This is a genomic window from Sphingorhabdus sp. EL138 (genome assembly GCF_945862485.1).
Classification (GTDB): domain Bacteria; phylum Pseudomonadota; class Alphaproteobacteria; order Sphingomonadales; family Sphingomonadaceae; genus Sphingorhabdus_B.
On record NZ_CAMAYF010000001.1, the window covers coordinates 203065 to 229515 of the forward strand.

The window sequence follows — 26451 nt, forward strand, 5'->3', positions numbered from 1 at the left end:
GAGTGGCACCCAAAAATGCTCCCCCGACCGTCACCCTGAACTTGTTTCAGGGTCCATTTCTCATCTCTACCCTTAGGTCTATGTGGCACGATGGATGCTGAAACGAGTTCAGCATGACGTTGTGGGGGGGGGGCGTCGTCTTTTCCCCGTCGCCCCGGCGCGTTAACGCCCCAGCAATACCCGTGCTTGCCCTGCCACTTGTGCCAACATGGCGGGGGTTGGTGCACCCGCCATGCGGGCACGGTCTACCATCGCCTTGAACGCCCGCACACGCACCGCATTGGCCATCAGCCAGTCTTGCGCATCCTCAAGCGGTTTCTTGGCGGCGCGGCGCCGCAGAAAATCCAGGCGCATGGTTTGGAAATCCCGCGCAAGGCCAGCAACCAACAGCCGCTCCCAAGGATCTTGCGGGTCCACCTGCATGGCAGTGCCCTGTGCCCAGCTTAGACCCAGCGCTTCACCAAGGGCGGTAAAGGCGCGTGTGAGTGCGGTGACATCACCCTTTTGCGTGGATGAAAGCGCCGCCAGACCAATGGCGCCATCCAATTGCGCCAGTTGCACCAGACGGTCCGCAATTTTGCGTGGCGCGCCATTCTCGATCAACCGCGCACCAAAACGTTCGGTCTGCAACCGGACATCTTGTGGTAATAGCCCGTCCAACACAGCCGTTAGCTTCTGCACCACAGGCGCATATACCGCCGTCGCCGCCGCGACATCACGACCTTCATGGGCATTGCGAATGATATCCGCCATTTGCGCGCGCACTTCTAAGGCCGCTTGGTTGAAGAGCATCAGCCGCGTGGATTCCGGCATCGCGGTCGTATCCATAATATTCCACAAGGCAGGTAGATCGTAAATGGACTCGGCAATGGCAAAGGCCGCCGCGACATCGCCAAGGCTACAGCCTTCCTCTTCCGCCAATTCAAATGGGTGCAGCATACCAAGCCGGTTGATCATGCGGTTGGCCAATTTTGTGGCGATGATTTCCTTGCGAAGCCGATGTCCCAAAATCGCCGCCTTATGCGATTTGACCATCTCATCCGGAAAGGCTGCCAAAAGTTCGCCGTCCATTGACTTGTCCTGCGCCAAAGGTGCTACTTCAACCTCATCCTGCGCGGCAAGTTTCGCCGTCGAGAGCAACACAGCCAGCTCCGGCCGCGTGAGCCCGCGCCCTTCGCTGGCGCGCCGGAACAGTTCCTCATTGGGCGCAAGTCCTTCAACCACACGGTCCAGTCTGCCCGCGCCTTCAAAAATTTCGATAAGCCTTACATAAGCAGGTAAATCACCCGCGCCGCCAGTTTCCGCGATGGACAAGGCTAGCGTTTGAAGGCGGTTATCCTCCAACACCAAATGCGCCACCGCGTCGGTCATCTCCGCCAGCAAGATGTTGCGGGCAGGTTCCTTCAACTTGCCGGCACGCATCTGCGCATTCAGGGCGATTTTGATGTTCACTTCATTGTCGGAGCAATCAACGCCGGCGCTATTGTCGATAAAGTCGGTGTTGATGCGGCCACCGCGCAAGGCAAAGCCAATACGTCCCGCCTGCGTCACGCCCAAGTTCGCGCCTTCGCCAATGACTTGCGCCTGCACGTCTGCGCCGTTCACACGAATAAAGTCATTGCCGGGGTCGCCAACGTCCAAATGGCTTTCGCTCCGGTCCTTAATATAGGTTCCGATACCGCCGAACCACATCAATTGCACAGGCGCTTTTAGTATAGCGGTCATCAATGCAGATGGTTCAATTTCTGTCGCATCAATACCGAGCAGACTTCTGATTTCCGATGTTGTTTTGATGACTTTATCCGTACGCGCGAACACGCCGCCGCCCTTGGAAATCAGCTTGGCATCATAATCGAGCCAGCTTGAACGCGGCAGGTTGAACAAGCGCTGGCGTTCTTTCCAACTGCTCGCCGGGTCGGGATTGGGGTCGAGAAATATATGGCGATGGTCAAACGCCGCGACAATTTTCAGCGACTTTGAAAGCAACATGCCATTGCCGAACACGTCGCCAGACATATCGCCAACACCCGCAACCGTGACCGTTTCTTTTTGGACATCAATGCCCATTTCGGCAAAATGGCGCTGCACCGATAGCCAGCCGCCCTTTGCGGTGATGCCCATCGCTTTATGGTCATAACCAACCGAGCCACCGCTCGCAAAGGCATCACCAAGCCAGAAATTGCGTTCCAGCGCGATGGCGTTCGCAGTGTCGGAGAATGTCGCTGTGCCTTTGTCTGCAGCTACAACAAAATAGGGATCATCCCCGTCATGGATGACTACATTATCGGGATGCACGATCCGGTCGTTCACAATATTGTCGGTAATCGACAGCAACGTCCGGATGAATATTTTATAGGCCTCTGTGCCTTCGGCAAACCACGCATCACGGTCCACCCGCATGTCGGGTAGTCTTTTGGGATAAAAACCGCCTTTGGCACCGGTTGGCACAATCACCGCATTCTTAACGCGTTGCGCCTTCATCAGGCCCAAAACCTCGGTACGGAAGTCATCCCGCCGGTCGGACCAGCGCAAGCCGCCGCGCGCGACGGGTCCGGCGCGTAAGTGAATGCCCTCCACGCGGGGCGAATACACCAAAACCTCCCGCCAAGGCAGCGGCGCCGGCAGACCGGGAACTTTCGCGCAATCCAGTTTGAACGCCAATGCCTCAGCCGCCGCTGCGGCAAACGCGTTTGTACGCAATGTGGCAAGGACGACAGCCAGAAACCGGCGCAGGATGCGATCTTCGTCAATCGCCGACACGGCGGCCAAATCAGCATGTATCGCCTTTTGATATTTCGCCGCTTCCTTGTCGCGGCTGCCGTTGGTTGCAGGATTATGCAAGGCATCGAACAGCGATATGATCGACCGCGTGACATTTGCATTTTTAGCCAAAGCCGACACCACCGTTGGCATGCCATAGGTCACGCCCGTTTGGCGCAAATAGCGGTACCATGCGCGCAGCCAGATGACCGATTGCGGCGCAAGTCCACCAATCGTGACCAGCTGGTTGAACACGTCATTTTCAAAACTGCCATCCAATACTTGGCTCAGCGCAGTTTCCAGGACCTGCGGTTTTTCCAATAAATTTGAAATATTGCCGCCACGCAGCGCCAAATGAAAGTCATGGATATAATTACCATTCGCCAATGCGGTCGGCGATTCCTCCAGAACATCGAAACCGAAGTTCTCCAGCGCGGGCACGACATCGCTCAACGGCAAAGTGCCACCATAGCTGTAAATTTTCAGCCGAAGCTTATCCTCTTCCACGAACAGCCGGGTAATCTTGCTATGGTCGCGTTCCATCGCAAGCAAACACATCATGTCCCGCGCCGCTTCGTCGGTCGAATAGCTGCTGCGGTAATTGGCCGGAAAGCCCGCACCATAACGCACAAGCATAGCCGCTGCGCGCTTTTCATCGGTCAGATTGGCCAAGGCAGCCTCAACCGCTGGCTCCCACCCGCGGACCATCAACTCCAGCTTGGCATCCAGACTGGCTTCGTCCACCGTCTGTCCACGGTCCGGCAAATCGAGCGTATAGCGCAGCAAAGCGACGCCGCCGTCTTCCAAACCGATGGTCCAGCCTAATAAAGATCCGCCAGTGGCATCCATCAGCATCGTCTGAATCTGCTTACGGATGCCCGTCGACACATCATCACGTGGCAACCACACAAAGATATAGAGATGACGTCCCAGCGGCGACCGCAGCGCAATCAGCTTGGGGCGTGGTCGGTCCGTCAGCGACATGGCGGTCAAAGTGACGCGTTCCAAATCATCCAGCTTGAGCGCAACCAAAAGGTCGTGCGGTAGCGCCGTGAGCGCATGGGCCATCGCCTTGCCCGCATGGCCCGAAGGGTCAAAGCCATAACGCGCCATCAGCGACGCCAGATGCGTTCTGAGCACGGGAATGGCTTCCGGCGCCGTTGCCAGAGCCGCACTGGTCCAAAGCCCGGCTGTGACGGCCAAGCCCGTTACCCGATCGCCCGTTCGCATCGGAATAACGATCAGATCCAATTGCACATTGCGGTGGACATTAGAAACACGGTTGGATTTCAGCACCAAGGGCGCAACACCCCCGGCTTCAAACCAGTTGATAGCAAGGCTGACGCTATCTTCCGAAAGCACAGGTGCATCGCTGACACGCGACAAGCCAAGGCGGTTGGAACGCGTGCCATCGCTGCTGATCCGCTCATGCGCCAAAATCGTCATATTATCATCATGGAACCAACGGATGAACGCCGTGCCTTCGCTATCCGGCAGGCTGTCGGCGTCGGCGGACAAGGCAGCAAGCATGTCGCGCCAATCGGTCACCGCGCCGCGAACGTCGGCGAGAACATCCGCCAAATGCGCCTCAACCTTGCGGCGCTCCTTGGCGTCGACACGCGCTGTTTCGAGGTAAATGAAGGATTCACGCGCCTGCCCGTCCATCCGTTTCCGGCTGATGGATGAGAGCATATTGGCGTCATCACGGACAACACTCAACACGGGGTGGATGATACGCTTCACCGCGATCCCATAAGCAGCAACGGCAGACGATACCGAATCCACCAAAAAGGGCATATCGTCATTATTCAGCGATATCCGCATCATCAAGCGGCCCTGCGCATCGGTAAAGCTATCCAGTGCAATGGCCGCACTGCCCGCCTTGCGATGCAGGCCGGTCTCGATAGTGAAACGCGCGGCATCCTCCGCCGCTTTCGCGTCAAACCCCTCGTTTTCGCCCGGCAAAGCGGTCTCGGCAAAGGCGGAGACCATATCCTTCAAAAGGGTCTTGTCGATTTTTCCGCTATTTTTAGCAATTTTGGCGGCCGCCATGAAATGATCTCCTGAGCCCGCAAGCCTCTGGTTATGTGCCATCTTCAACGACAAAATGCGTTGTAATTTTATTACAAGACTTATGACGCCCTTCTCAAGCTTAAACAAGTCACGACTGTAACTTGTTGCGACCTGCATTGCTCCTGTGTAGCGTCGCGCGAAACAACGAATGTTCGGAGGGTTGCGTGGATAAACGGCTTACATTGTGGATACTGGCAGGAATGATCCTGGGTGTGGCCGTCGGCTACGCGGTCCATGTCAGTTTCGCGCAAGACAGCACACAGTTTGAATATCTCACCAAGACATTTAAACTTCTCTCTGATATATTTCTGAACTTAATCAAATTGTTGGTTGCGCCCCTCATTCTATCAACCATCGTCGTTGGTATTGCGCATATGGGCGACAGCTCTGCGCTTGGCCGCATCGGTTTTCGCGCCATCACATGGTTTATTATCGCCAGCTTCATCTCGATTGGTCTTGGTTTGTTGATGGTGAATCTGTTTCAGCCGGGTATTGGCGCACCTGTTGATACGATCGCAAATGCAGCAGCGACGGTGGGTGAAGTTAAGAAACTAGACTTTTGGGAATTCATTCTTTCAATTTTCCCCAAAAACGCTTTCGAGGCGATGGCCACCAACAACATCTTGCAGATTTTGGTGTTCGCCTTGTTCGCTGGCATTGCGCTTTCCGCCTTAGGTGAAAAGGGTGCGCCCTTGGTGCGCGGTGCCGAGTCACTCGCGGAAATGATGCTTCAGATCACGCATTATGTTATGCGCTATGCCCCTGTCGCGGTGTTCGGCGCATTGGCAGCTGTGGTCTCAAAAAGCGGCCTTGCAATCCTTGCAACCTATTTGGAATTGGTCACCGAATTCTATATGTCCCTCGCGTTGTTGTGGGCCATCCTTCTGTCGCTGGGCGCAATTTTCTTGGGCCGGCGCATATGGACGCTCATCCGCTACATCCGCGAACCTATGTTGATCGCATTTTCGACCGCATCGAGCGAAGCGGCCCTGCCGAAGCTGTTTGAACAGCTCGACCGTTTTGGTGTCCCGCGCCGGATTTCGGGTTTCATGCTGCCCTTGGGATACAGCTTCAACCTTGATGGTTCGATGATGTATATGAGCTTCGCGACAATCTTCATCGCGCAAGCGTATGGCATTGACCTATCCATCGGCACGCAGATCCTTATCCTACTCACGCTCATGATTTCGTCCAAGGGCGTCGCCGCCGTGCCGCGCGCTTCATTGGTGGTCATCACCGGTACGTTGGCGATGTTCGACCTTCCGGTGGAAGGCGTCGCCCTCATCCTTGCGATTGATCAGTTCCTCGATATGGGCCGCACCGCGACCAATGTCGTCGGTAACGCTGTTGCCACGTCCGTCATCACCAAATGGGAGGGGATGCTTGAGGTAGAGCAGCCGGATTATAGCGAAACGCCCCATGCCCCTGCGCATACCGCAGCGGACGGAAAGGCCGGGCTTGATCTTGCTACGGACATGGTGACCGATAAGCGGAAAACCAAGCTTTAGGGGCTGACCCTAAGCGGGGTGTTTATATCCCAGCAAGGTGCCTTTGGCACCCTTGCTGTCGAGCGTGAAGTCCATGTTGCGATGTTCTTTGCGCCAGCGCCGCGCCACCACACGCTCGCCGGGTCGTGCCGCGTCATCCAGCAACACCCTGCCGCCCGGACGGATGCGCGGGAACAGGCTTGCGGCGGCCCCGCGCACATGCGGATGGATGGCCCAAGGCGGGCCATCAACGATGAGTAAGTCGATTTCGTTGGGAACATCGGAAAGTTGATACCAGTGCCCCGGCCAGCCAGTTGGCGGTGCGCCTAACGGCGCGTGCCGGATTTCTGCATCCATCTTATTATCTAAAATCCAGCTTTGCGTAGTCGCGGCAAATTCTGCATGTTGGTCAAAGCTGACAATTTTTCCGCCGCCAAAAAGCTGCAAGGCACGCGCAGCGACAAAGGTGGAGGCCCCGCAACCCAGTTCGACGACTTGCGCCGGTTGCATTTCTTCGATTGCAGAAACGATATGCCACAAAAAATTTGTGTCGGCTTTCCAACTGCCCAGATTAGGCAGCGCATCCAGCGGTAACTCGAGATAGGCAAGCAAATCAGCCTTATCTTTCTTGCGCCCGCCATCAAGGCTACGCAGCAACCATGGCCATTGAACAGCGCCATAGGCGATGACCATGAAGCGGTCGCCCAACGACAAGCTAAGATCCAGATCATTGAGAGGCATTAACGCCGTCGTTTCGCGTGTAGTCATTTCGACCCAAGAGCCGTGAAGCGGACAACAGTCAATCAAAGAGTTTGCAGGCTGTCTGATTTTACGCACTCATGGGACGGCGCGTCGTTCACACGGCGCGCGCCACACACGTTTCAAGGCTTTGACAATACCAAAAAACATTCCATAACGTATAGCAGGAAGAGGAGACATTCATGGACAATAGCCAGAAGGCAACGGCTGCAAAGCCGACGATTACAAATCCAAAATTGCTGTTGTTCATACTGCTACTCGTATACATCCTTAACTTTCTAGACCGCCAAATTGTGAACATTCTTGCAGAGCCGATTAAACGTGATCTCGGCTTAAGCGATACACAATTGGGGCTGCTGGCGGGTCCGGCATTTGCGGTATTTTACGCAGTGCTGGGCATACCAATCGCACGGTATGCAGACAAGGCGCGAGCCAACCGCGTATGGCTTATTTCGGTGTGTCTCGCGATCTGGTCTGCAATGACGGCGATATGCGGCGTTGCGCAGAATTTTCTTCAGCTAGCCCTCGCCCGTATTGGGGTTGGCGTCGGCGAAGCTGGATGTACGCCTGCAGCACATTCGCTCATTGCCGACAGCGTGCCTCCCGAGAAGCGCTCGTCGGCCATCGCGTTCTTTGGGCTGGGTATCCCGATCGGTGGACTGCTGGGGTTAATCATAGGCGGTGTGGTGAATGACCAATATGGCTGGCGCGCGGCGCTGATGCTGGTCGGGGCACCTGGAATATTGCTTGCGCTTGTTCTGCCGTTGCTCATCCGCGACCCGCGTCGCTGTGCGGATAGCGCACAGTTTGATACAACTGCATCATCTGCGAAGACTGCACTGTCGATCAAAGAAGCCGTGCGTGAGGTATTTGCGTCCAAAGCCTATCTCTATGTCTTCATCGCCGCATCGTTCACTGCGTTTCTCAGCTACGGCAAAGGGTTATGGACCATAAGCTTTTTCATCCGCTCGCACGGGCTTTCGACGACTGAGGCCGGGCTTGCCATGGCAGTCGCATTGGGCATTTCGGGCATCGCCGGGACATGGCTTGGCGGAAAAATGGCCGATGTCTTCGGCAAGCGCGACAAGCGCCACATTCTGACCCTCCCGGCCATCGGCATGGCCATTGCCGCGCCGATATTATTTGTAGGCTATTGGGCCGAGGACTGGCGCGTCGCGGTTGCGTTGCTGATCGTGCCAACACTTTTGAATGCGGCATATTATGGGCCAGCATATGGCTGCGTCCAGGGCCTTGTCCGCCCTGAAGCGCGGGCCATTGCGGCATCGCTTGTAGTGTTCGGCCAAAACCTCATTGGCCTAGGCATGGGGCCACTACTTTTCGGCATATTGTCCGACCAGCTTCAACCTATTGCCGGCGATGAAAGCGTCCGTTGGGTGCTCTATGGCGCAGCATGGCTTGGCCTCATCCCCGCCTTTTTCTTCTGGCGCGCGAGCTTGCGGCTGAAAGCCGAACTCAAAACGGGTTAATCGGCGAAGGGATCGCGCACTAAAATGGTATCTTCGCGCTGCGGCGACGTGGATACCAATGCAACGGGCGTTTCGATCAATTCCTGCACCCGCGAGATATATTTAATCGCTTGTGCCGGAAGGTCGGCCCAACTGCGCGCGCCGGCGGTCGTTTCCTGCCAGCCGGGCATTTCTTCGTAAATAGGCTCAACCGCGGCTTGATCTGCGGCATGTGCGGGCAGATAGTCATAGACTTTGCCGTTCAGGCGATAGCCTGTGCAGATCTTGATCGTGTCAAATCCGTCAAGCACATCGAGCTTGGTCAGCGCAATACCAGTCACGCCGGATACGGCGCAGCTTTGACGCACGATCACGGCGTCAAACCAACCACAGCGGCGCTTGCGGCCCGTGACGGTGCCAAATTCATGGCCGCGTTCACCCAGCCTTTGGCCGATTTCATCCTCCAACTCGGTCGGAAACGGCCCAGACCCAACCCGCGTGGTGTAAGCTTTAACGATACCGAGCACAAAGCCCGCGGCACTTGGCCCAAGGCCGGAACCGGCGGCAGCCGTTCCCGAAACCGTGTTGGACGAGGTTACGAAGGGATATGTGCCATGGTCGACGTCGAGCAATACGCCCTGCGCGCCTTCAAACAATATCCGCGCGCCTGCCTTGCGGACCTTGTTCAGGCGCTTCCACACGGGCTGTGCATATTCGAGAACAAAGGGGGCTATTTCTTTCAGATCAGCGATCAAGCGCGCACGATCCACCGGCGGCTCGCCAAAGCCAGCGCGCAAGGCATCATGATGCGCGCATAAACGGTCAAGCTGCGCATCCAAGGCATCGAGATGCGCGAGATCACACACACGGATCGCGCGGCGGCCAACCTTGTCTTCATAAGCCGGGCCAATGCCGCGACCCGTGGTCCCAATCTTGCCCGAACCCGCCGCAGTTTCGCGCAAACCATCCAAGTCGCGGTGAATCGGCAGGATCAACGCGCAATTGTCCGCCAGCGCGAAATTCTCGGTCGTGATGGAAACGCCTTGCCCGCGCAGTTTTGCCATTTCATCGCGCAGTGCCCAAGGGTCCAAAACCACGCCATTGCCGATAATCGACAAAGTGCCGGTGACTATGCCTGAAGGCAGCAACGATAATTTATAAACATTGTCGCCCACCACCAAAGTGTGGCCGGCATTATGCCCGCCTTGAAAGCGGACAACGGCATCGGCGCGTTCCGCCAGCCAGTCGACAATCTTGCCTTTACCCTCGTCGCCCCATTGTGCGCCAATTACGGTTACATTCGCCATCAGATATTCCCTGTCAAAGCCAGATAGCTCTGGGGCCTTTTTCTGCGCAGGAGGTTTTTCCTGCGAAGGGATTCGCCGTGCACTCCGTTATGATTATGCAGCGCTGGCGTCCACCCTAAAGCTGCGTGTGCGACGATTTCAGGCGGGAATGGCTTGACCATTCATCCAAATATGGGTGCAGCCCAACTCAGCCGCGCTGTCATCCGCATCCAATGCCGCGACCGTCACCCAGCCGTCATGGCGCAATTTTGCACCCGTTGCGGCGTCTGTACCCAGTGGCAGGAAAAGCCGCCGGACAACGCCTTCTTCGGCCAAATCAACCAAAGGATCGGGATAGAGCGAGAAGCCCGTTGCCGGTTCCGGTGGTCCATCGGCGCGATCAATAAAATAGGTCCCGCCGCGTCCCAGCGCCGCGCTGTATCCTTTGGCGAAGATCGTAAAGCCGAACCAGCTTTGATATTCAAAGCCATGCCGCTCGGTTGGATCCAGCGTCACATTGGCGCGGCCCGCAATGGTTCCTGCAATCGCTTCCAAGGCGTGGATTCGTGATGCTAACGCCCCGCCAGCATCAATTGCCCGCAATTTCTCTACCGCTTCTGCAAATGGACCAGTTGCCGCCAGCAGTGGTAAATAGGCATCCGCCCCAAGCGCACTCAGCCCGCCTGCATCCTTCATATCCAGCTCGGACCGAACGGCATCAATCTTGTCCGCCGCCAAAGGCAGAGCTTTTTCCGCCAGCCGTTCCACAAGATCGGGCAAGGTGAAGTCAATGGTGATGTCTTTGACGCCCGCCGCCTCAAGCGCATCAATGGCAACGCCCACAATTTCGCAAGCAGCCGCAACGCTGTCATTGCCAACCAATTCCGCGCCCAATTGGGTCAATTCCCGTTCGGGACGCAATTGTTTGGCGCGCAGGCGTAATACTTGCCCATGATAAGCCAAACGCAACGGTCGTGGCGTGTCCTTCATGCGCGTCGTCGCAATCCGTCCGACCTGCACCGTGATGTCACCGCGCAGCGCCAGCGTGTGGCCCGACACAGGGTCGGTGAAACGCAAATGCTGATTACGGTTGGCATCGCCACTATGCTTGGCGAGCACCGATTCAAATTCCGCCATGGCCGGTGCCACACGCGCATAGCCATAGCTTGCCAGCACGTCGATCATCGCCCGCGATACCCGCGCCGCAACCTCCGCTTGGGGCGGAAGGCGGTCGCGATACCCTTCGGGCAGCAAATTAGGTGGATTATTCATGCGCACTCTTTACCGCAAAAGTCCAAGCGGGGAAGCCCCGCTTAAAACTTCAGCGCCTTCACTGTTTTTACACCGGGCAACGTGCCAAGCTGCTTCAGGACAGCTTCTGGGATCGCCGCGTCCATCGAAAGCAACAAGACCGCTTCGCCACCCGCACTGCGACGGCCCAGATGGAAGGTGCCGATGTTCAATCCAGCCTCACCCAAGGTCGTGCCGACACGGCCGATGAAACCGGGCGCATCTTCGTTGACGATATAGAGCATGTTACCTTCCAGTTCCGCCTCAAGGCTGATGCCGAAAATCTCGACAAGCCGCGCTTCGCTATTGGCGAACAACGTGCCTGCAACCGAACGCGGGCCTTGCGCTGTGTTCACGGTAACGCGCACCAATGTGTGATAGGCGCCAGCCTTGTCATGGCGGACTTCGCGTATGTCAAAGCCACGCTCCTTCGCCAAAAACGGCGCGTTGACCATGTTCACTGCGTCGGAAAAACGCCGCATGAAACCGGCAAGGACAGCAGCCGTAATTGGTTTAATATTCAGTTCCGCCGCAGCGCCCTCAACCTCAATCGCAATATTGTCGAGATTGTCATGCGCCAATTGGCCAACAAGCGAACCCAATTTTAGTGCAAGGGTCGTATATGGTTTCAACTTCGGCGCCTCTTCGGCGGACAGGCTTGGCATGTTGAGCGCATTGGTCACGCCGCCATTGACCAGATAATCCGCCATTTGTTCAGCGACCTGCAACGCCACATTGACCTGCGCCTCATTGGTCGACGCGCCCAAATGCGGGGTGCAGATGAAGTTCGGCGTGCCGAACAAGGGCGATTCCTTCGCGGGTTCAGTCGCAAAAACATCCAAAGCTGCCCCGGCGACTTGGCCGCTGTCCAATGCCTCTTTCAGCGCCTCTTCGTCGATCAACCCGCCACGTGCACAGTTGATGATGCGGACACCCTTTTTGGTCTTCGCAAGGTTTTCTCTCGATAGGACGTTGCGCGTCTGGTCGGTCAGCGGGGTGTGCAAGGTGATGAAATCGGCCTTAGCAAGCAAAGTATCAAGGTCAGCCTTTTCTACGCCCATTTCAATCGCGCGATCGGCGGTAAGGAACGGGTCAAAAGCTGCAACTTTCATCCGTAGGCCCAGTGCGCGGCTCGCGACAATCGATCCGATATTGCCCGCACCGATCAAGCCCAGCGTCTTGCCGGTAACTTCAACGCCCATGAAATCATTTTTCGGCCATTTGCCCGCTTGCGTTTGCGCATTCGCCTCTGGCAATTGCCGCGCAAGGGCGAACATCAAGGCGATGGCATGTTCAGCGGTCGTAATCGAGTTACCAAAAGGCGTGTTCATGACAACAACACCCTTGGCCGACGCATAAGGGATATCGACATTGTCGACACCGATGCCGGCGCGGCCAATCACCTTTAAGTTGGTGGCAGCGTCCAATATTTGTTTTGTGACCTTCGTCGACGAACGAATGGCCAGGCCATCATAATCGCCAATCATCGCGGCAAGTTCATCGGGCGTTTTATCGGTAATGACATCAACGTCACAGCCGCGTTCAGCGAAAATCTTGGCGGCGTTGGGGTCCATTTTGTCGGAGATGAGTACGCGTGGTTTGGTCATTGCTTTGTCCTTTTGGGTCGTCGCCCCAGCGAAGGCTGGGGCCTATCTCGCCTATTGGTTACAAACGAGAGGCGTAATGGGCACCAGCCTTCGCTGGCGCGACGGGGTTATGCTTTTGCGGTGTGGTAAGCCCAATCGAGCCATGGCCCGAGCGCTTGGATATCGGCGGCATCAACGGTTGCACCGCACCAAATGCGCAAGCCCGGCGGGGCGTCACGATATCCGGCAATGTCATAGGCCGCATGCTCTGCCTCAAGCAAAGACGCGATTTTTTTGATCATCGCTTCATCCGCGCCCTTTACGGTCAAACACACCGAGGTTTTCGACCGGATGGCAGGGTCAGCGGCAAGAAACCCAAGATAGTCGCTTGCCACAACAATATCGTCCAGCGCAGCGGCATTGGCGTTGCTGCGCGCCATCAGGCCTTGCAATCCACCAACTGTCTTTGCCCATTCCAGCGCGAAGATAACATCTTCAACAGCCAGCATCGACGGCGTGTTAATCGTCTCGCCCTTGAAGATACCTTCGGCGAGCGCGCCTTTCGACATCAAGCGGAACACTTTTGGCAGCGGCCATGATGGGGTGTAGCTTTCCAACCGCTTTACGGCACGGGGCCCGAGAATGAGCACGCCATGCGCGCCTTCGCCGCCCAGCACCTTCTGCCAGCTAAAAGTTGTCACATCGAGCTTGTCCCAAGGCATATCATAAGCAAATACGGCCGAGGTAGCGTCATTGAAGGTCAGGCCTTCACGGTCATCGGCGATCCAGTCGCCATTGGGAACGCGCGCGCCAGACGTTGTGCCATTCCATGTGAAGACCACATCATGGGTGAAATCGACTGCGCTCAAATCCGGAATTTCGCCATAAGGCGCGTTCATGACATGGGCGTTCAGCTTCAACTGCTTGTTCACATCCGTGACCCAGCCTTCGCCAAAGCTTTCCCACGCCATCATCGTGACGGGGCGCGCGCCCAGCATGGTCCACATTGCCATTTCAATCGCGCCTGTGTCGGAACCCGGGACAATGCCAATGCGATGGGTATCGGGCACCTGAAGCACTTCGCGCATCAAGTCGATGGCCAATTGCAGGCGTGACTTGCCGATTTTCGCGCGGTGCGAGCGGCCAAGCGATTCGGTTTGAAGTTTTTCTGGGCTCCAGCCTGGCGGTTTCGCACAGGGACCGGAGGAAAAGAACGGACGCGCCGGTTTAACGGCGGGTTTTACTATAGTCATATAAGCGTCTCCTTGCAGAGAGCAGCGCGGCGTTGGGGCCGCGTGGCCCGAAGCCGCGTTTAGGCGCAGCCCCGGCTTTGTCAATGACTATTGTAAAAAGCTATCAGTAACCCGCCTTGCGAAACAATATTTCGCCACGACGGCTCACATATAATTTTTCTAAGGTTACTGGGTGGAAATAGGCTTCCACACGGTCGCCTTCGGGCGTGGTGCCATAAACTTCATAGCAGCCGCCATCGACTTTTGACTTGCGGACTGTCCAGCCATCTTTGGTCAATTTGTCGGTCAACGCCTTTTGGCTTTTCCATCCGGATTCGGGCCCTGATTTACAGGTGATTGCGCCAGTTGCCGATGCAGGGACGGACGCAAAGGCGATAGCAGCCACAGCGGCAAGTGAAAGAGGTGTCCATAAACGCATATTCATGCTCCTTTAAAATTGGGTCTGTTTGGGAGGAAATATCGTGCCGCAACGAGAAGCACGAGTGGAACGAAGTGTACGAGTGCTGGTCCTAAATTATTGTGGATGAATATCCAATGGACAAGAACGAGCACGGCAGCGGGATAGACCAAGCGCTGAAGACGTTTCCAGCCCGCCTTGAGCGCGCGCATAGACGCATCGTTGCTGGTCATCGCCAAGGGCACAAACAACAGCATCGCGGCCCAACCGGTCCAGATGCCCAGCGCCCAAAATTCGGCAAGCATATCGTCAAGATTTCCCATATCGATGACATAGAAAATGAGATGCAATGTCGCATAGCCAAAGGCCGCCACACCCAAAGCCCGGCGGCGCTGAATAAGCCAGCTTAACCAAGGCCGCGGTCCAATCAACGATGATAAGGGGCTAAGCACCATCGCGGCGATCATGAAGCGCGCCGACCATTCGCCCGTTGGGTGCAGCATATCCATCGCGATCACATCGCCGAAAAGATAAGGGCGCATCATCAACACAGCAGGCAAACATAATAATGCCCAGAATGTCGGCTTCTTATTAAGAATGATTCGCAACATGCATCCGCGATAATCGCCTGTCGTGCGCTATGCAACGCGCAAATTGCAACAGCGCCCCGCATATTTGCATGCAGTTAAGGGGTGTTACGTCATTTTTTGGCTGCGCTGCCTATATTTTGCGTTAAGACGCATTTATGTCGTTGGGCTATTTTCAAAGATTTCTGCTGATCGCTGGCGTCTTTGCGCTGGCGTCCTGCGGTGGACGGGAAAAACCGCAGTCGCCGCGATCGAGCGACAATATGACGTCACAAAACGCCCGCCAATGCCTGGCTGGCCTCAAATCCAAATCGGTGCGCTTTGCAGGACTGCCTAGCAAAAGCTTCGACGGTGGATGCCGCATGATCGACACGATAAAGCTAATGGACTTTGGTACGCAGACAACAAATTTAGGGGCAATGACCTGTCCGCTTGCGTCAAGCTTTACCGATTGGGCGCGTTTTGCCGTGGTGCCTGCGGCAAAGAAATATCTGGGCAGCGAGGTCGTGAAGATTGAGACTATGGGCACATTCAATTGCCGCGCTATCGCCGGCAGTCGGTCGGGCAGATTATCCGAACATGCATTTGCGAATGCCGTTGATGTATCCGCCTTTGTCTTACGCGATGGACGGCGTGTCTCGGTGCTGAACGGTTGGCGCGGATCATCCGAAGAACGGGCATTCCTGCGCCGCTTACATCAATCTGCCTGCAAACGCTTTGGCACCGTTCTTGGCCCTGATTATAACGCCGCGCATGCAAATCATTTCCATTTTGATATGGCCAAATCGATGAGCAACGGCACCGCTTATTGCCGATAAAGGTGGCAAATTCGATGTATGCACCCTACATGCAGGGTAATGACAGACACAAAAATTAACGATCGCCGCTTTTATAAAGCACAACAAGAAGCGGATTTTGCCGAACAGCAACTTTCCACCCCGCAAACGCAAAGCAAGTCGTACAGGCTGGCCTTTCAGGATACGGACTTCCTGCTGCGCGAAGACCTGCGCCCTGTTCGTTTTCAACTTGAACTGCTCAAAACCGAAATGTTGCTCGATGAAGCGAACATCGGTTCCATGTTGGTCATCTACGGTTCCGCGCGTATTCCCGAGCCTGAGGCTGTGGACGCGATGGTCGCCGCTGCCGACGGGGAGCGCGCCAAAATCATCGCGGAGCGGATGAAAGAAAAGTCACGTTTCTACGAAGAAGCGCGCCATTTGGCGCAATTGGCCGGAAAAGCCAATGTCACCGATGAAGAAGGCCGTCGCCACTTTGTCGTTTGCTCGGGCGGTGGCCCTTCGATCATGGAAGCTGCCAATCGCGGCGCGCATGATGTCGGCGCAGAATCGGTAGGCCTGAATATCGTGTTACCGCATGAACAAGCCCCAAACCTGTTCGTGACGCCGCGCTTAAGCTTCCAATTCCATTATTTCGCTTTGCGCAAAATGCACTTCCTGCTGCGCGCGCGCGCAGTCGCGGTTTTCCCCGGCGGCTTTGGCACATTTGATGAATTTTTTGAGCTGCTGACGCTGGTTCAAACCGGCAAAATCAAGAAGATGCCGATCCTGTTGTTTGGGCGTGAATTTTGGAACCGCGTCGTGAATTTTGAGGAGCTTATGCTCGAGGGCGTTATCAGCCCCCCTGATCTGGATTTATTCCAGTTCGTAGAGACCGCAGAAGAGGCATGGGATGCCATCTGCGATTTCTACGAAGTGTCACATTGAACTAACCGGATTACTTCGCCGGCGCTGCGGCAGCGGCTGGTGCGGCAGCATCGGCTGCGGGCGCTGCGGCAGCTTCACCCGTTGCGGCATCCGCCGCTGCATCAGCGGCAGGTGCTTCCGCGGCAGGCGGCGTTGGCAATGGCAAGTTTGAACCTTGTGCGTTCATGTACAGGATCAAGTTCGCGCGTTCTTCGGGATTACCCAGACCAGCAAAAGTCATCTTCGTACCCGGTGCATATTTTTTAGGGTTGGCCAACCATTTGTCCATGCCTTCCCAATCCCAGTTACCTGGAACGCTCTTCAAGGCATCGGAATAAGCGAAGCCAGGAACATGGCCATGCGGCTTACCCATTGCTGCCCAGAGATTCGGCCCAATGCCATTTGCGCCGCCTTGGGCAATGGTATGGCAAGCCGCGCACTTCTTGAACACCGCTTCGCCCTTGGCGATGTCTGCGGTGGCAAGCAATGTCGCGATAGGTACAGCCGCAGCGCCGCCCGCTTCGCCAGATGCCTCAGCCACAACAGCAAAACCCTCTTTCTCAGGCGCCTCTGGATGGAAATACATGCCTGTGACGATGCTTAGTCCAAGCGCGACGATGCCGCCTGCTAAAACCCAGCCAGCAATTGTGTTACTACGATCATCCATTGTTTATCAGCCTTGAAAGTGCGTTAAAACACCGGCGCAGAATGACGGCCGGTTTCACTGGCCCCTCTAATAGCGAGTGCTACGCCGTGCAAGTGTCCAAATCCACACTTGCCCGATAAGTCTGCCTATCCTAACGCCTTTGCAGCATGAACAGTTATCCCGCACCCGCACTGGCAATCGTCAAAGACATGACGTTTGCTGCCCATGAACATCCTGCAAAAGCGATTGCCTTTCAAGGCGCGCCTGGGGCGAACTCGCATTTGGCGGCGTTGGAATATGACGCAGACTGTTTACCCCTGCCCTGTTTTTCGTTCGAAGACGCCATTGATGCAGTCAAGGATGGAACGGCTGCGTCCGCGATTATACCCATTGAAAATTCGCTGCATGGCCGCGTGGCCGACATCCACTTTTTGCTGCCGGAATCGGGCCTTAGCATTATTGCCGAGCATTTTATGTCGATCCGCCATTGCCTCATGGCCAAAACGGCAGGTGCTGTGCTCAAAACGGCCATGAGCCATCCGCAAGCGCTGGGCCAATGCCGGCATTTCTTGCGCGCAAATGGCATTATTCCCGTCGCTTACGCGGATACCGCGGCGGCGGCGGCATTTGTCGCCGCCAATGACGATGCGTCGGCGGCCGCGATTGCGCCCCCGATTGCTGCGGACCTTTATGGTCTCGTCGCTATTAACGACGCCGTGCAAGACGATGACAGCAATACCACCCGCTTCGTCGTCCTCTCACGCCAACCTGCGAACCGCAGCACCCTGACGGGCACATTAATGACCACGCTGATTTTTGAGGTGAAGAACATCCCCGCCGCTTTGTACAAGGCGATGGGCGGCTTTGCGACCAACGGCGTCAATATGACCAAACTGGAAAGCTATCAAAACGGCGCCAGCTTTGCCGCAACCGAATTCTTCACCGATATCGAAGGCGCACCGGGCGACCCAGCCGTCGACCGCGCATTGGAAGAGCTACGCTTCCACTGCAACTCGGTCCGCCTGCTTGGAACCTATATGCAAACCCGCGAACGGGGTTGAGGCGGTATCAACGGGAACGCGCCGGCTGGGTTTGCCACAAACCCATAACTACACCCCATCGTCCAATCCCACTCCCGTTATCCCAGCAAAGGCTGGGATAACGAAGCAGCGAGACTTAACCGTCCCCGATCAGAACTTCATGCCAACCTTGACGCCATATAAACGTGGTTCGGCGGGAATGTAGCTTGGGATGCCAAAGGCACCGCCCGTATTGCCAGCATCGAGCAAATAATCTTCGTCCAACAAATTGCGTGCAAAAGCGGAGATTTCGAAACGGTCCTCACCAAAACGGAACCCTGCGTTCACATTGACCAGCGTCACGCCCGCTTGGGCGATGAGTGGGTTGTTGGGGACTTCAAAGAACATCTTGCTGCGATAGGTAACCGACGGCGTGGCAAAGAAGGTCACACCACCCAAATCGGCATCGATGGTAAAGCCGCCAGATGCCTGCACTTCGGGTTGCAAACGGAATTTGGCACCCCGGAAATTGGCCGCAATGGTTGGTTTGTCGTCAATGCCGCCATCAATATAGCCCACATTGCCAAACACGCTGAGCCAGCTTGTCGGCTTCATGGTCAATTCGGCCTCAACGCCCTTGTTGGTCGCTGAACCAGCGCTTTGCGTCTGCGTGGTGCCATTGGGCAATACAATGCTGACTTGGAAATTGTCGTAGGTCAGATAATATGCGCCGATTGAACCGGAGAAAATGCCCAACGCACCTTTCAAGCCGACTTCATAATTCCAGATGTTTTCGGCCAATACGGGTGTGAAGTTTCCAACAGGGCCGGTAGCGGTCGCACGGGCGCCCAATTGCACAGTCGCGGAACGACGGCCCTTGGACACAGTGGCATAGCCGTTAAATTTATCCGAGAAACGATACAATAGGTTGAAGCGTGGCAGGACGGCTTGGAAGCTGTCCTCCGTGCGGAACGTCTGACCTGCGGTGTCAACTTGACCCGGAACCAACGAAGCGCCGCCCGTCAGAGCCGAGCGCGGCACGCGAGCGAAAAAGCCAGACCGACGTTTTTCAATCAGGACACGCGCGCCAGCTGTGAGTTCGAGGCTGGGCGTCGGGATCCAGGTGCCATCGGCAAACATCGAATAGCTGTCATTGCGGCCCTGATTTTCAAACACCGAGCTATATGGAACTGGCGTCAACGCGAGCGCCGGGACTGTGCCGTTGGGCGCAACGCAATTGGCACGGGTTGTCGCTGTGCTGGTCAAGCAGGCCAGGAATACACGCTCATTGCCGGAAAAAGGGACATTCTGGATGCTGTCTTCATGGAAGAAATTAAACCCGAATGAACCGCGAAAGTTATCTTCGGTGTAAGCAAAGCGGGTTTCATGATTGAACTGGTCGCCCTTGGCCAATTCTGTAAATTCCAGATAAGGGGCGGCTGAACCATCGGCGTCAAACACCTCAAGCGAGTCAAATTTGCGATAACCATTGACCATCGTCAGTGCCCAATTATCGGCAAGGTCATACTTCACTGTGAAGTTTGCGTCATAGACATCGCGCGTCAGGCCAAGCTTCTCCTGATATAAATCCTGCAATGAACGTGGCGATCCACCAAGATATGCGTCACCAAACGGATCACCTGCACCCGAAGCCGTCGGCAATGCTTTGGAAACAAACGCCGTTCCGGGGTTACGTTGGCGGTCATAGGTTAGGATAAGGTCAGCGGTCAGCGCATCATTGGGCGTAAAGCGCAACGAGCCCCGCACACCAAACTGATCCTGGCCGTTCAAATCGTCCTGATTTGGTGCGAGATTGTTGACATAGCCATCTCGTTTTTTGAATGCGAAGGCGACGCGACCGGCCAGTGTGTCAGATCCGACATTCATAAAGCCACCGAGCTGGCGCTGATTAAAATTACCAATGCCACCGGTCAGCGCGCCCGAAAAGCCAGCCTCTGGCCGCGCCGAAATGATGCTGATCGCACCTACAGCCGACGCTGTGCCGAACAAAGTGGCTTGTGGTCCCTTGATGACCTCAATCCGTTCAATGTCGTAAATGTCTTGATAGGAACCGCGTGACCGCGAGATATCGACGCCATTATAATATAATGTGACGCGCGCTGCCTGCTGCGCAGAGCCCGAATCGGACGTAATGCCGCGAATAACAACGCCGGGGTTGTTCGCGCTCTGCTCCTGAATGTTGAGGCCAGGGATATAATTAGCGAGTTCGTCCAAGTCGCTGACGCCCAATTCGTTAAGGCGCTTACCGCTAACCGCGCTGAGCGTCACAGGCACATCGACCAGCCGTTCTTCACGTTTTTGTGCGGTGACGATGATCTCGCCTTCAAACGCCTGATCGTCAGCCTCTGCCGTCTGCGCATATACGGGCATGGCGGTGGATGCAGACAGGATCGACAGTGCAAGAGCAATATGGGGACGACGCATAACAAAAAACTCCAGTAAATCGGGGATACTGGCCCTATGCGCAAGGGTCGCGTCATTATGGGGACCGCCGTGCGACAGTTTGAATATCTAAATAAGAATTAATTGCGACAGGGTGTGCGGCAGGTGGTGCGGGTGTTTAGTTTTCAGCCGACTTAATGCCCCTCCCACGCGGGCGAAGAGAGTTACTCAGGCCGGACCCAAAAGCGGTTTGAGGCGTTAGCAAATCTCTCCACAAAGGATTTACACATGGCTGACCTATCAAACATTAAAGAACATGCAGACGTCATTGGCGCCGACGGCGTGCATGTTGGTACCGTTGACGGTGTCGAGGGCAACCGCATCAAGCTGACCAAAAAAGATTCAGGGCAAGGCAGCCATGAAGGGCATCATCATTATATCGACGGCGGGCTGGTCGCCACGGTTGACGACAAAACCGTCCGTTTATCGGCCAATGCTGACGTTGCCGTTACTTTCGAACAAGAAGAAGACGCCAAAAGCTAAACCCGTTGGGCGGCGTCTTTAGTCTCCGGCTTAGTGCGCCGCCCCCCAACTTGGCCCAGTGCCGATTTCAATGCCCAAAGGAACCGAAAGCTTCACCAGCGGCTCGGCGGCATTGGCCATGACGTTGCGAATGATGTCACTGGCGGCGGCAACGTCTGCCTCTGGCAATTCGAACACCAATTCATCATGCACCTGAAGCAGCATCTTCACATGCCCAAGTCCGGCGGCCTGCAACGCGGGCCCCATGCGCACCATCGCGCGTTTGATGATGTCGGCACTTGTCCCTTGGATCGGCGCATTGATCGCGGCGCGTTCGCTGCCCTGCCGTTCGGCTTGATTGGGCGACGTGATGCGCGGGAACCATGTCTTGCGACCAAAAAGGGTGGTCGAATGACCGCATTCGCGGACGGTGGCCATCGTCTCCTGAATATAATTGGAAATGCCGGGGAAGCGTTTGAAATAGGCGTCGATGAGCGCCTGCGCCTCTTCCGGGGAGGATTCCAGACGCTTTGAAAGGCCCCAGCGCGAGATGCCATAGAGGATGGAGAAGTTAATCGTTTTGGCGCGCCCTCTTGTGTCGCGGTTGACTTCGCCAAACAGCTCAAGCGCGGTGCGGGCGTGGATATCCTCACCCTTCTCAAACGCGTCGCGCAAGGGTTCGACATCGGCAAAATGCGCGGCGAGCCGAAGCTCGATTTGGCTATAGTCAGCCGACAAGATGACATTGCCCGGCTCAGCGACAAATGCGTCCCGGATCTGACGTCCCGTCTCAGTGCGGATCGGGATATTCTGCAAATTAGGGTCGGTCGATGACAAACGCCCAGTCTGTGCGCCGACAAGGCTGTAGCTTGTGTGTACGCGGCCGGTTTTGGGGTCAATCTGCTGCTGCAGGCTGTCTGTGTACGTCGATTTCAGCTTCGCCAATTGCCGCCAGTCGAGCACTTTGCGCGCGATTTCTATGCCCTGCCCCGCAAGGTCCTCCAGCACAGTGACATCGGTAGAATATTGTCCAGATTTGCCTTTTTTTCCGCCCTTATAGCCCATTTTGCCAAACAGGATTTCGCCCAATTGCTGCGGACTACCAATGGTGAAGGCTTGCCCTGCAAGGCCATGAATTTCCTTTTCGAGCAATTCCATTTGCGCGGCGAATTCGGACGACAGCCGCGCTAGCGCAGCGCGGTCAACCTTGATACCCAGGCATTCCATTTTAGACAGCACGGGCACCAATGGACGGTCTACAAGCTCATAAACGCTGGTCGCCTTTTCAGGGCTCAGGCGCAATTTGAGATGGTGCCACAAGCGCAACGTCACATCGGCGTCCTCCGCCGCATAACGGGTCGCGTCGGACAATGGTACCGCAGCGAAACCAATCTGGCTTTTGCCCGTGCCGGTCACGCTTTTGTACGAAATGCATTCATGGCCCAAATGTGTCTTGGAAAGCTCATCCATGCCATGCGCCTGACGCCCGGCGTCGAGCGCAAAGCTCATCACCATAGTATCATCATAAGGCGTGATATCGACATTGTGCCGCGCCAGCACCGACATGTCATATTTCAAATTTTGGCCGATTTTGAGGACTTCCGGGTCGCTGAGCAACGGGCGTAGCTTTTCTAGCGCGTCCGCCATCGGAATTTGCGTCGGCCGTTCGGCGAACATGTCGGTGCCACCATGCGCGAGCGGGACATAGCATGCCTCACCCGGCGCGACCGCAAGGCTTAGCCCCACAAGGTTGGCGCTCGCGGCCTGCAAGCTATCGGTTTCGGTGTCAAAGCCCAAGGTGCCGGTTTCACGCGCGCGGGTTATCCAATGGTCCAGCCGCGCGATGTCGGTAACGCATTCATAGGCGGAGATATCAATTTTTGGCATTGGCACAGGAGCAGCGGACGCGCCTGTTACCGGCGCGCGTTCGGCGCCATCACCTGCGTTCATGGCCTTGGGATTGCCCGCAATCGCCTTATTGGCCGCCGCTATATCCGCGACATGGCCAATACGCTTCAACAGCGAATTAAACCCGTGATGCTGCAGAAATTCGGCCAAAGGTTCCTCGGGAATAGCACCCAGAACCATGTCTTCCATGGCGATGGGCAAAGGGCAATCATCTTTCAATGTCACCAAAATCTTCGACAATCGTGCCTTTGCGGCATGCTCAATTAAATTGTCGCGCATCTTGGATGGCTTCATATCGGGCGCTGCGGCCAAGACGCTTTCAAGGTCGCCAAATTCCTGAATCAGCTTGGTCGCGGTCTTTGGACCAACGCCAGGAACGCCGGGCACATTGTCCACGCTATCCCCCATGAGCGCGAGCACATCGCCGACCCTGTCCGGACCAACGCCGAATTTCTCGAACACTTCTTCAGAACGGATGCGTTCGTTTTTCATCGTGTCGAACATGTCGATGCGCGGTTCAACGAGCTGCATCAGATCCTTATCGCTGCTGACGATTGTGACATGCCAGCCTGCGGCGCTCGCCGCTTTGGCATAGCTTGCGATCATGTCGTCGGCTTCGACATCTTCTTCTTCAATCAATGGCAGCGAGAATGCGCGTGTTGCGTCGCGGATCATAGGAAATTGGGGTTTCAGGTCTTCGGGCGGGTCGGGGCGATGCGCCTTATATTGATCATAAATCCGGTTGCGGAATGTCTGGCTGGATTTGTCCAGCACCACCGCCATATGCGTTGGCCCATCGGCTTGGTTCAAATCATCCGCCAGCTTCCACAACATCGTCGTATAGCCATAGACCGCGCCAACAGGCTCCCCATGCTTGTTAGTCAGCGGTGGTAGCCGGTGATAGGCGCGGAAAATATAGGCGGAGCCGTCAACGAGGTAGAGATGCTTTTGGTCAGACATGACGCTGCGATAGCAGCCCGTTTTGGCCAAGTCTTTTGCTAATTTACCGCTTTGGCATTGTGCAAAATTTTAGCGGGACCCGCGCCACAGAATGAGACCGCTTGCGATGATGATGCCCGCGCCTGCAAGTGACGTGAGGTCCGGCCAATCGCCAAATAACATGATCCCCAACCCAATAGCCATCAAAAGCTGGATATAAGTCATGGGCGCGATTTCTGCGGCAGACGCGCGCGTCGTTGCCATGAATATCAACCAATGCCCAAAGCTTGCGGTGACGGCAACCAGAGTGCAGCGGGCAATGATCGTCCAATCCGGCATCCCGACCACGAGCGCCTCAACACCAGAAAAATGGCCAATAAAGGCCGCGCTGAGGATGAAAGGCACGGCGACCGACGCCACCAGAAACTGCATCAGCAGTGGCGACCCTGCCCCGGCCACGGCGCGGTTGCCAATCATCATGAATGCCATGCTGATTGCAGCCGCCAGCGGCAGCAGCGCCACCCATCCAAGCTCGGCAACATTGGGCCGCATAATCAGCAGGACGCCGCCAAAGGCAATCAATATGGCCAACCACTTCGTCATGTTGGTTCGCTCATGCAGAAATAATGCGCTGAAAATTGCTGTTATCATGGGGCTGGTAAAGCCGATGGCTGTCGCATCGGCCAAGGGCATCAGAAATATGGAGGAAAAAAAGCAGATCGTCGCCATGGCTACCGAAAATCCGCGCAACAACTGCATTTTGGGCATAGGAAACGCAAAACCCTGTCGCCCTTCCTTCAGGAACAGCAAAGTGCCAAGCCCTATGGCACCAATCGAATAGCGCAATGCAGCCACAGCAGTACCCGGCCACGCTCCTGCGATAGATTTGATGACCGCATCGCCAATCGACAAAAGTGCAAAGCCGCACAGTGCGTATAACAGGCCCGACCGGACCGAGGATGATGTCACAAAATTTCCCCAAAAGTTGCGCCGCTTTAATCTGCTTTATCCGGAATGGAAAGCAGAGCCATCGTCGCATGGCATCGGTCGAAGATGATGCCAATTTTCAGCCTTAATCACCGGCTTTTGCACATCCACTTGGGCTAAGATCAGGGCGGGTTAAAGCCCCTTGAGTGCTAGCGCCGCTGAGAGCACCGTAGCCAGCACCGAAAACACGGTAATGGCGGTCCATGGCATGAAGCCCACATCGTCGATATTGGCACGGTTATGACGGCGGCGATCAGCCAAGCTGCTGACTAATACCACCAACGCAGACATCACGGATGACGCCACCCAGATATGATCTTGCCAAACAATTTGTTCAAACGCCTGCATAAGACTGCCCTTAATGCGGCTTTATCCAGCAATAAAGGGTGAAGGAATGATTCGCCGGTTTGCGTGGACCGGAATTTGCCTTCGCACTCGGTTCAGGGCCTCGAGGTCCAAATCAACATAAGCGAGGCCGGGTGCGCTGCCCATATCGAGTAATATTGTCCCCCAAGGGTCGACCACTAAGGAATGGCCATAGGTTTGGCGGCCATCTTCATGCACGCCGCATTGCGCCGCCGCGATAACGAATGCCGCGCTTTCAATGGCCCGTGCGCGCAAGAGCACATGCCAATGCGCCTCACCCGTGGGCACGGTAAAAGCTGACGGTAGGGTAATGATATCAACGCCTGATTTGGCATACGCGCTGAACAGATCAGGAAAGCGCATATCATAGCAAATCGCGAGCCCCATGAGGCCAAGCGGTGTTTGAACCACCACGGGTTGTTGTCCGCCAACATAAGCGGATGACTCACGCCACGTTTCGCCCGAGGCCAAATCAACATCGAACAGATGCATTTTGTCATAGCGGGCGGCAATGACGCCATCTGGAGAGATGATGATGCTACGATTGGCCAACTTCTCCGCGCTTTCGTCCAAAATAGGCATGGAGCCGATATGCACCCATATCCGATGCCGGGCCGCCGCTGCGATCAGACTTTGCAAGGCCATATTATGTGATTCATCCGCCATATGTTTACGCGCGCGCGCGCGATCACGGTCGACCAAAAGCGACATTTCTGGCGCGAAATACATGACCGCCCCATTTTCGGCGGCGCTGGCAATAGCATCTGCCATATCCGAAGCGTTATGCATCGGATCAATATTACTTGTCATTTGATGCAAGGCTATCCGCATGAAAAACCTGATACATTGGAAATAAATGGAAAGTGGCGTCGCTTGAAGCCAATCATTTCACTGGGCAAGCAACATTGCAAGAAATATGCAACTCTAACGAAGTCGTAGCGGGCGTACGCCCGCGGGAAAGCCAGTTGAAGGATATTCAAAAGACAATACCGCTCACTTGCGCTTTTAACGGAT

At 55.7% G+C, this 26451-nt stretch carries 20 protein-coding genes; 6 read left to right on the top strand and 14 right to left on the bottom strand.

Annotated elements, in window-relative coordinates; all coding sequences use genetic code 11:
• Positions 1-162 precede the first annotated feature (162 nt).
• Positions 163-4812: an NAD-glutamate dehydrogenase domain-containing protein gene (locus tag Q0O33_RS00945; RefSeq protein ID WP_295494812.1), complete on the bottom strand. Its 4650-nt coding sequence runs from the start codon at positions 4810-4812 to the stop codon at positions 163-165.
• 185 nt (positions 4813-4997) lie between these two features.
• Between Q0O33_RS00945 and Q0O33_RS00950 the strand changes: the two genes are divergently transcribed.
• On the top strand, positions 4998-6341 hold the full coding sequence (locus tag Q0O33_RS00950; protein ID WP_295494815.1) for a dicarboxylate/amino acid:cation symporter: 1344 nt from the start codon (positions 4998-5000) through the stop codon (positions 6339-6341).
• Between the two features lie 9 nt (positions 6342-6350).
• Here Q0O33_RS00950 and Q0O33_RS00955 read toward each other — a convergent pair whose 3' ends face one another.
• Positions 6351-7088 carry a class I SAM-dependent methyltransferase gene (locus tag Q0O33_RS00955; protein ID WP_295494817.1) on the bottom strand — a complete coding sequence of 246 codons (738 nt, stop codon included), beginning with the start codon at positions 7086-7088 and terminating at the stop codon, positions 6351-6353.
• Positions 7089-7261: 173 nt separating this feature from the next.
• Here Q0O33_RS00955 and Q0O33_RS00960 point away from each other — a divergent pair, with 173 nt between their 5' ends.
• On the top strand, positions 7262-8566 hold the full coding sequence (locus Q0O33_RS00960; protein ID WP_295494819.1) for an MFS transporter: 1305 nt from the start codon (positions 7262-7264) through the stop codon (positions 8564-8566).
• Here Q0O33_RS00960 and Q0O33_RS00965 read toward each other — a convergent pair.
• The 6 genes from Q0O33_RS00965 to Q0O33_RS00990 form a co-directional block, all read right to left on the bottom strand.
• Positions 8563-9852: an adenylosuccinate synthase gene (locus Q0O33_RS00965; protein WP_295494821.1), complete on the bottom strand. Its 1290-nt coding sequence runs from the start codon at positions 9850-9852 to the stop codon at positions 8563-8565. The genes Q0O33_RS00960 and Q0O33_RS00965 overlap by 4 nt on opposite strands.
• A 138-nt stretch (positions 9853-9990) precedes the next feature.
• A complete protein-coding gene (locus tag Q0O33_RS00970) occupies positions 9991-11103 on the bottom strand; it encodes an ATP phosphoribosyltransferase regulatory subunit (RefSeq protein ID WP_295494823.1) in 1113 nt (370 codons plus the stop codon).
• 41 nt (positions 11104-11144) lie between these two features.
• Positions 11145-12728, bottom strand: a complete 1584-nt coding sequence (gene serA / locus Q0O33_RS00975) for a phosphoglycerate dehydrogenase (protein WP_295494826.1) — start codon at positions 12726-12728, stop codon at positions 11145-11147.
• Positions 12729-12835: 107 nt separating this feature from the next.
• Positions 12836-13960 carry a phosphoserine transaminase gene (locus Q0O33_RS00980; RefSeq protein WP_295494828.1) on the bottom strand — a complete coding sequence of 375 codons (1125 nt, stop codon included), beginning with the start codon at positions 13958-13960 and terminating at the stop codon, positions 12836-12838.
• Between the two features lie 103 nt (positions 13961-14063).
• On the bottom strand, positions 14064-14378 hold the full coding sequence (locus tag Q0O33_RS00985) for a PepSY domain-containing protein (protein WP_295494831.1): 315 nt from the start codon (positions 14376-14378) through the stop codon (positions 14064-14066).
• Positions 14379-14380: 2 nt separating this feature from the next.
• Positions 14381-14968: a ferric reductase-like transmembrane domain-containing protein gene (locus Q0O33_RS00990; RefSeq protein WP_295494833.1), complete on the bottom strand. Its 588-nt coding sequence runs from the start codon at positions 14966-14968 to the stop codon at positions 14381-14383.
• A gap of 134 nt (positions 14969-15102) precedes the next feature.
• On the opposite strand from Q0O33_RS00990, the gene Q0O33_RS00995 reads away from it, so the two are divergent.
• Positions 15103-15762: an extensin family protein gene (locus tag Q0O33_RS00995; protein WP_295494835.1), complete on the top strand. Its 660-nt coding sequence runs from the start codon at positions 15103-15105 to the stop codon at positions 15760-15762.
• A 39-nt stretch (positions 15763-15801) separates the two neighbouring features.
• Positions 15802-16668, top strand: coding sequence for an LOG family protein (locus Q0O33_RS01000; protein WP_295494838.1), 867 nt, complete (start codon positions 15802-15804; stop codon positions 16666-16668).
• 10 nt (positions 16669-16678) lie between these two features.
• Here Q0O33_RS01000 and Q0O33_RS01005 read toward each other — a convergent pair whose 3' ends face one another.
• Positions 16679-17314 (bottom strand): cytochrome c family protein, encoded by a 636-nt coding sequence (locus Q0O33_RS01005; protein WP_295494841.1) that lies wholly within the window; start codon positions 17312-17314, stop codon positions 16679-16681.
• Between the two features lie 146 nt (positions 17315-17460).
• Here Q0O33_RS01005 and Q0O33_RS01010 point away from each other — a divergent pair, with 146 nt between their 5' ends.
• The gene (locus tag Q0O33_RS01010; RefSeq protein ID WP_295494843.1) at positions 17461-18354 is read left to right on the top strand and encodes a prephenate dehydratase; all 894 of its coding nucleotides are present in this window, start codon (positions 17461-17463) and stop codon (positions 18352-18354) included.
• 129 nt (positions 18355-18483) lie between these two features.
• On the opposite strand, the gene Q0O33_RS01015 is transcribed toward Q0O33_RS01010, so the two are convergent.
• The gene (locus Q0O33_RS01015) at positions 18484-20757 is read right to left on the bottom strand and encodes a TonB-dependent receptor (RefSeq protein ID WP_295494846.1); all 2274 of its coding nucleotides are present in this window, start codon (positions 20755-20757) and stop codon (positions 18484-18486) included.
• 246 nt (positions 20758-21003) lie between these two features.
• Between Q0O33_RS01015 and Q0O33_RS01020 the strand changes: the two genes are divergently transcribed.
• Positions 21004-21258 carry a DUF2171 domain-containing protein gene (locus Q0O33_RS01020; RefSeq protein ID WP_295494847.1) on the top strand — a complete coding sequence of 85 codons (255 nt, stop codon included), beginning with the start codon at positions 21004-21006 and terminating at the stop codon, positions 21256-21258.
• Between the two features lie 30 nt (positions 21259-21288).
• On the opposite strand, the gene polA is transcribed toward Q0O33_RS01020, so the two are convergent.
• The 4 genes from polA to Q0O33_RS01040 all read right to left on the bottom strand — a co-directional run bounded on the left by polA (position 21289) and on the right by Q0O33_RS01040 (position 26268).
• Positions 21289-24105 carry a DNA polymerase I gene (gene polA, locus Q0O33_RS01025; protein ID WP_295494849.1) on the bottom strand — a complete coding sequence of 939 codons (2817 nt, stop codon included), beginning with the start codon at positions 24103-24105 and terminating at the stop codon, positions 21289-21291.
• A gap of 69 nt (positions 24106-24174) precedes the next feature.
• Positions 24175-25053: a DMT family transporter gene (locus Q0O33_RS01030; RefSeq protein WP_295494851.1), complete on the bottom strand. Its 879-nt coding sequence runs from the start codon at positions 25051-25053 to the stop codon at positions 24175-24177.
• A 150-nt stretch (positions 25054-25203) separates the two neighbouring features.
• Positions 25204-25419, bottom strand: coding sequence for a hypothetical protein (locus Q0O33_RS01035; RefSeq protein ID WP_295494854.1), 216 nt, complete (start codon positions 25417-25419; stop codon positions 25204-25206).
• A 21-nt stretch (positions 25420-25440) separates the two neighbouring features.
• On the bottom strand, positions 25441-26268 hold the full coding sequence (locus Q0O33_RS01040) for a carbon-nitrogen hydrolase family protein (RefSeq protein ID WP_295494856.1): 828 nt from the start codon (positions 26266-26268) through the stop codon (positions 25441-25443).
• Positions 26269-26451: the final 183 nt, after the last annotated feature.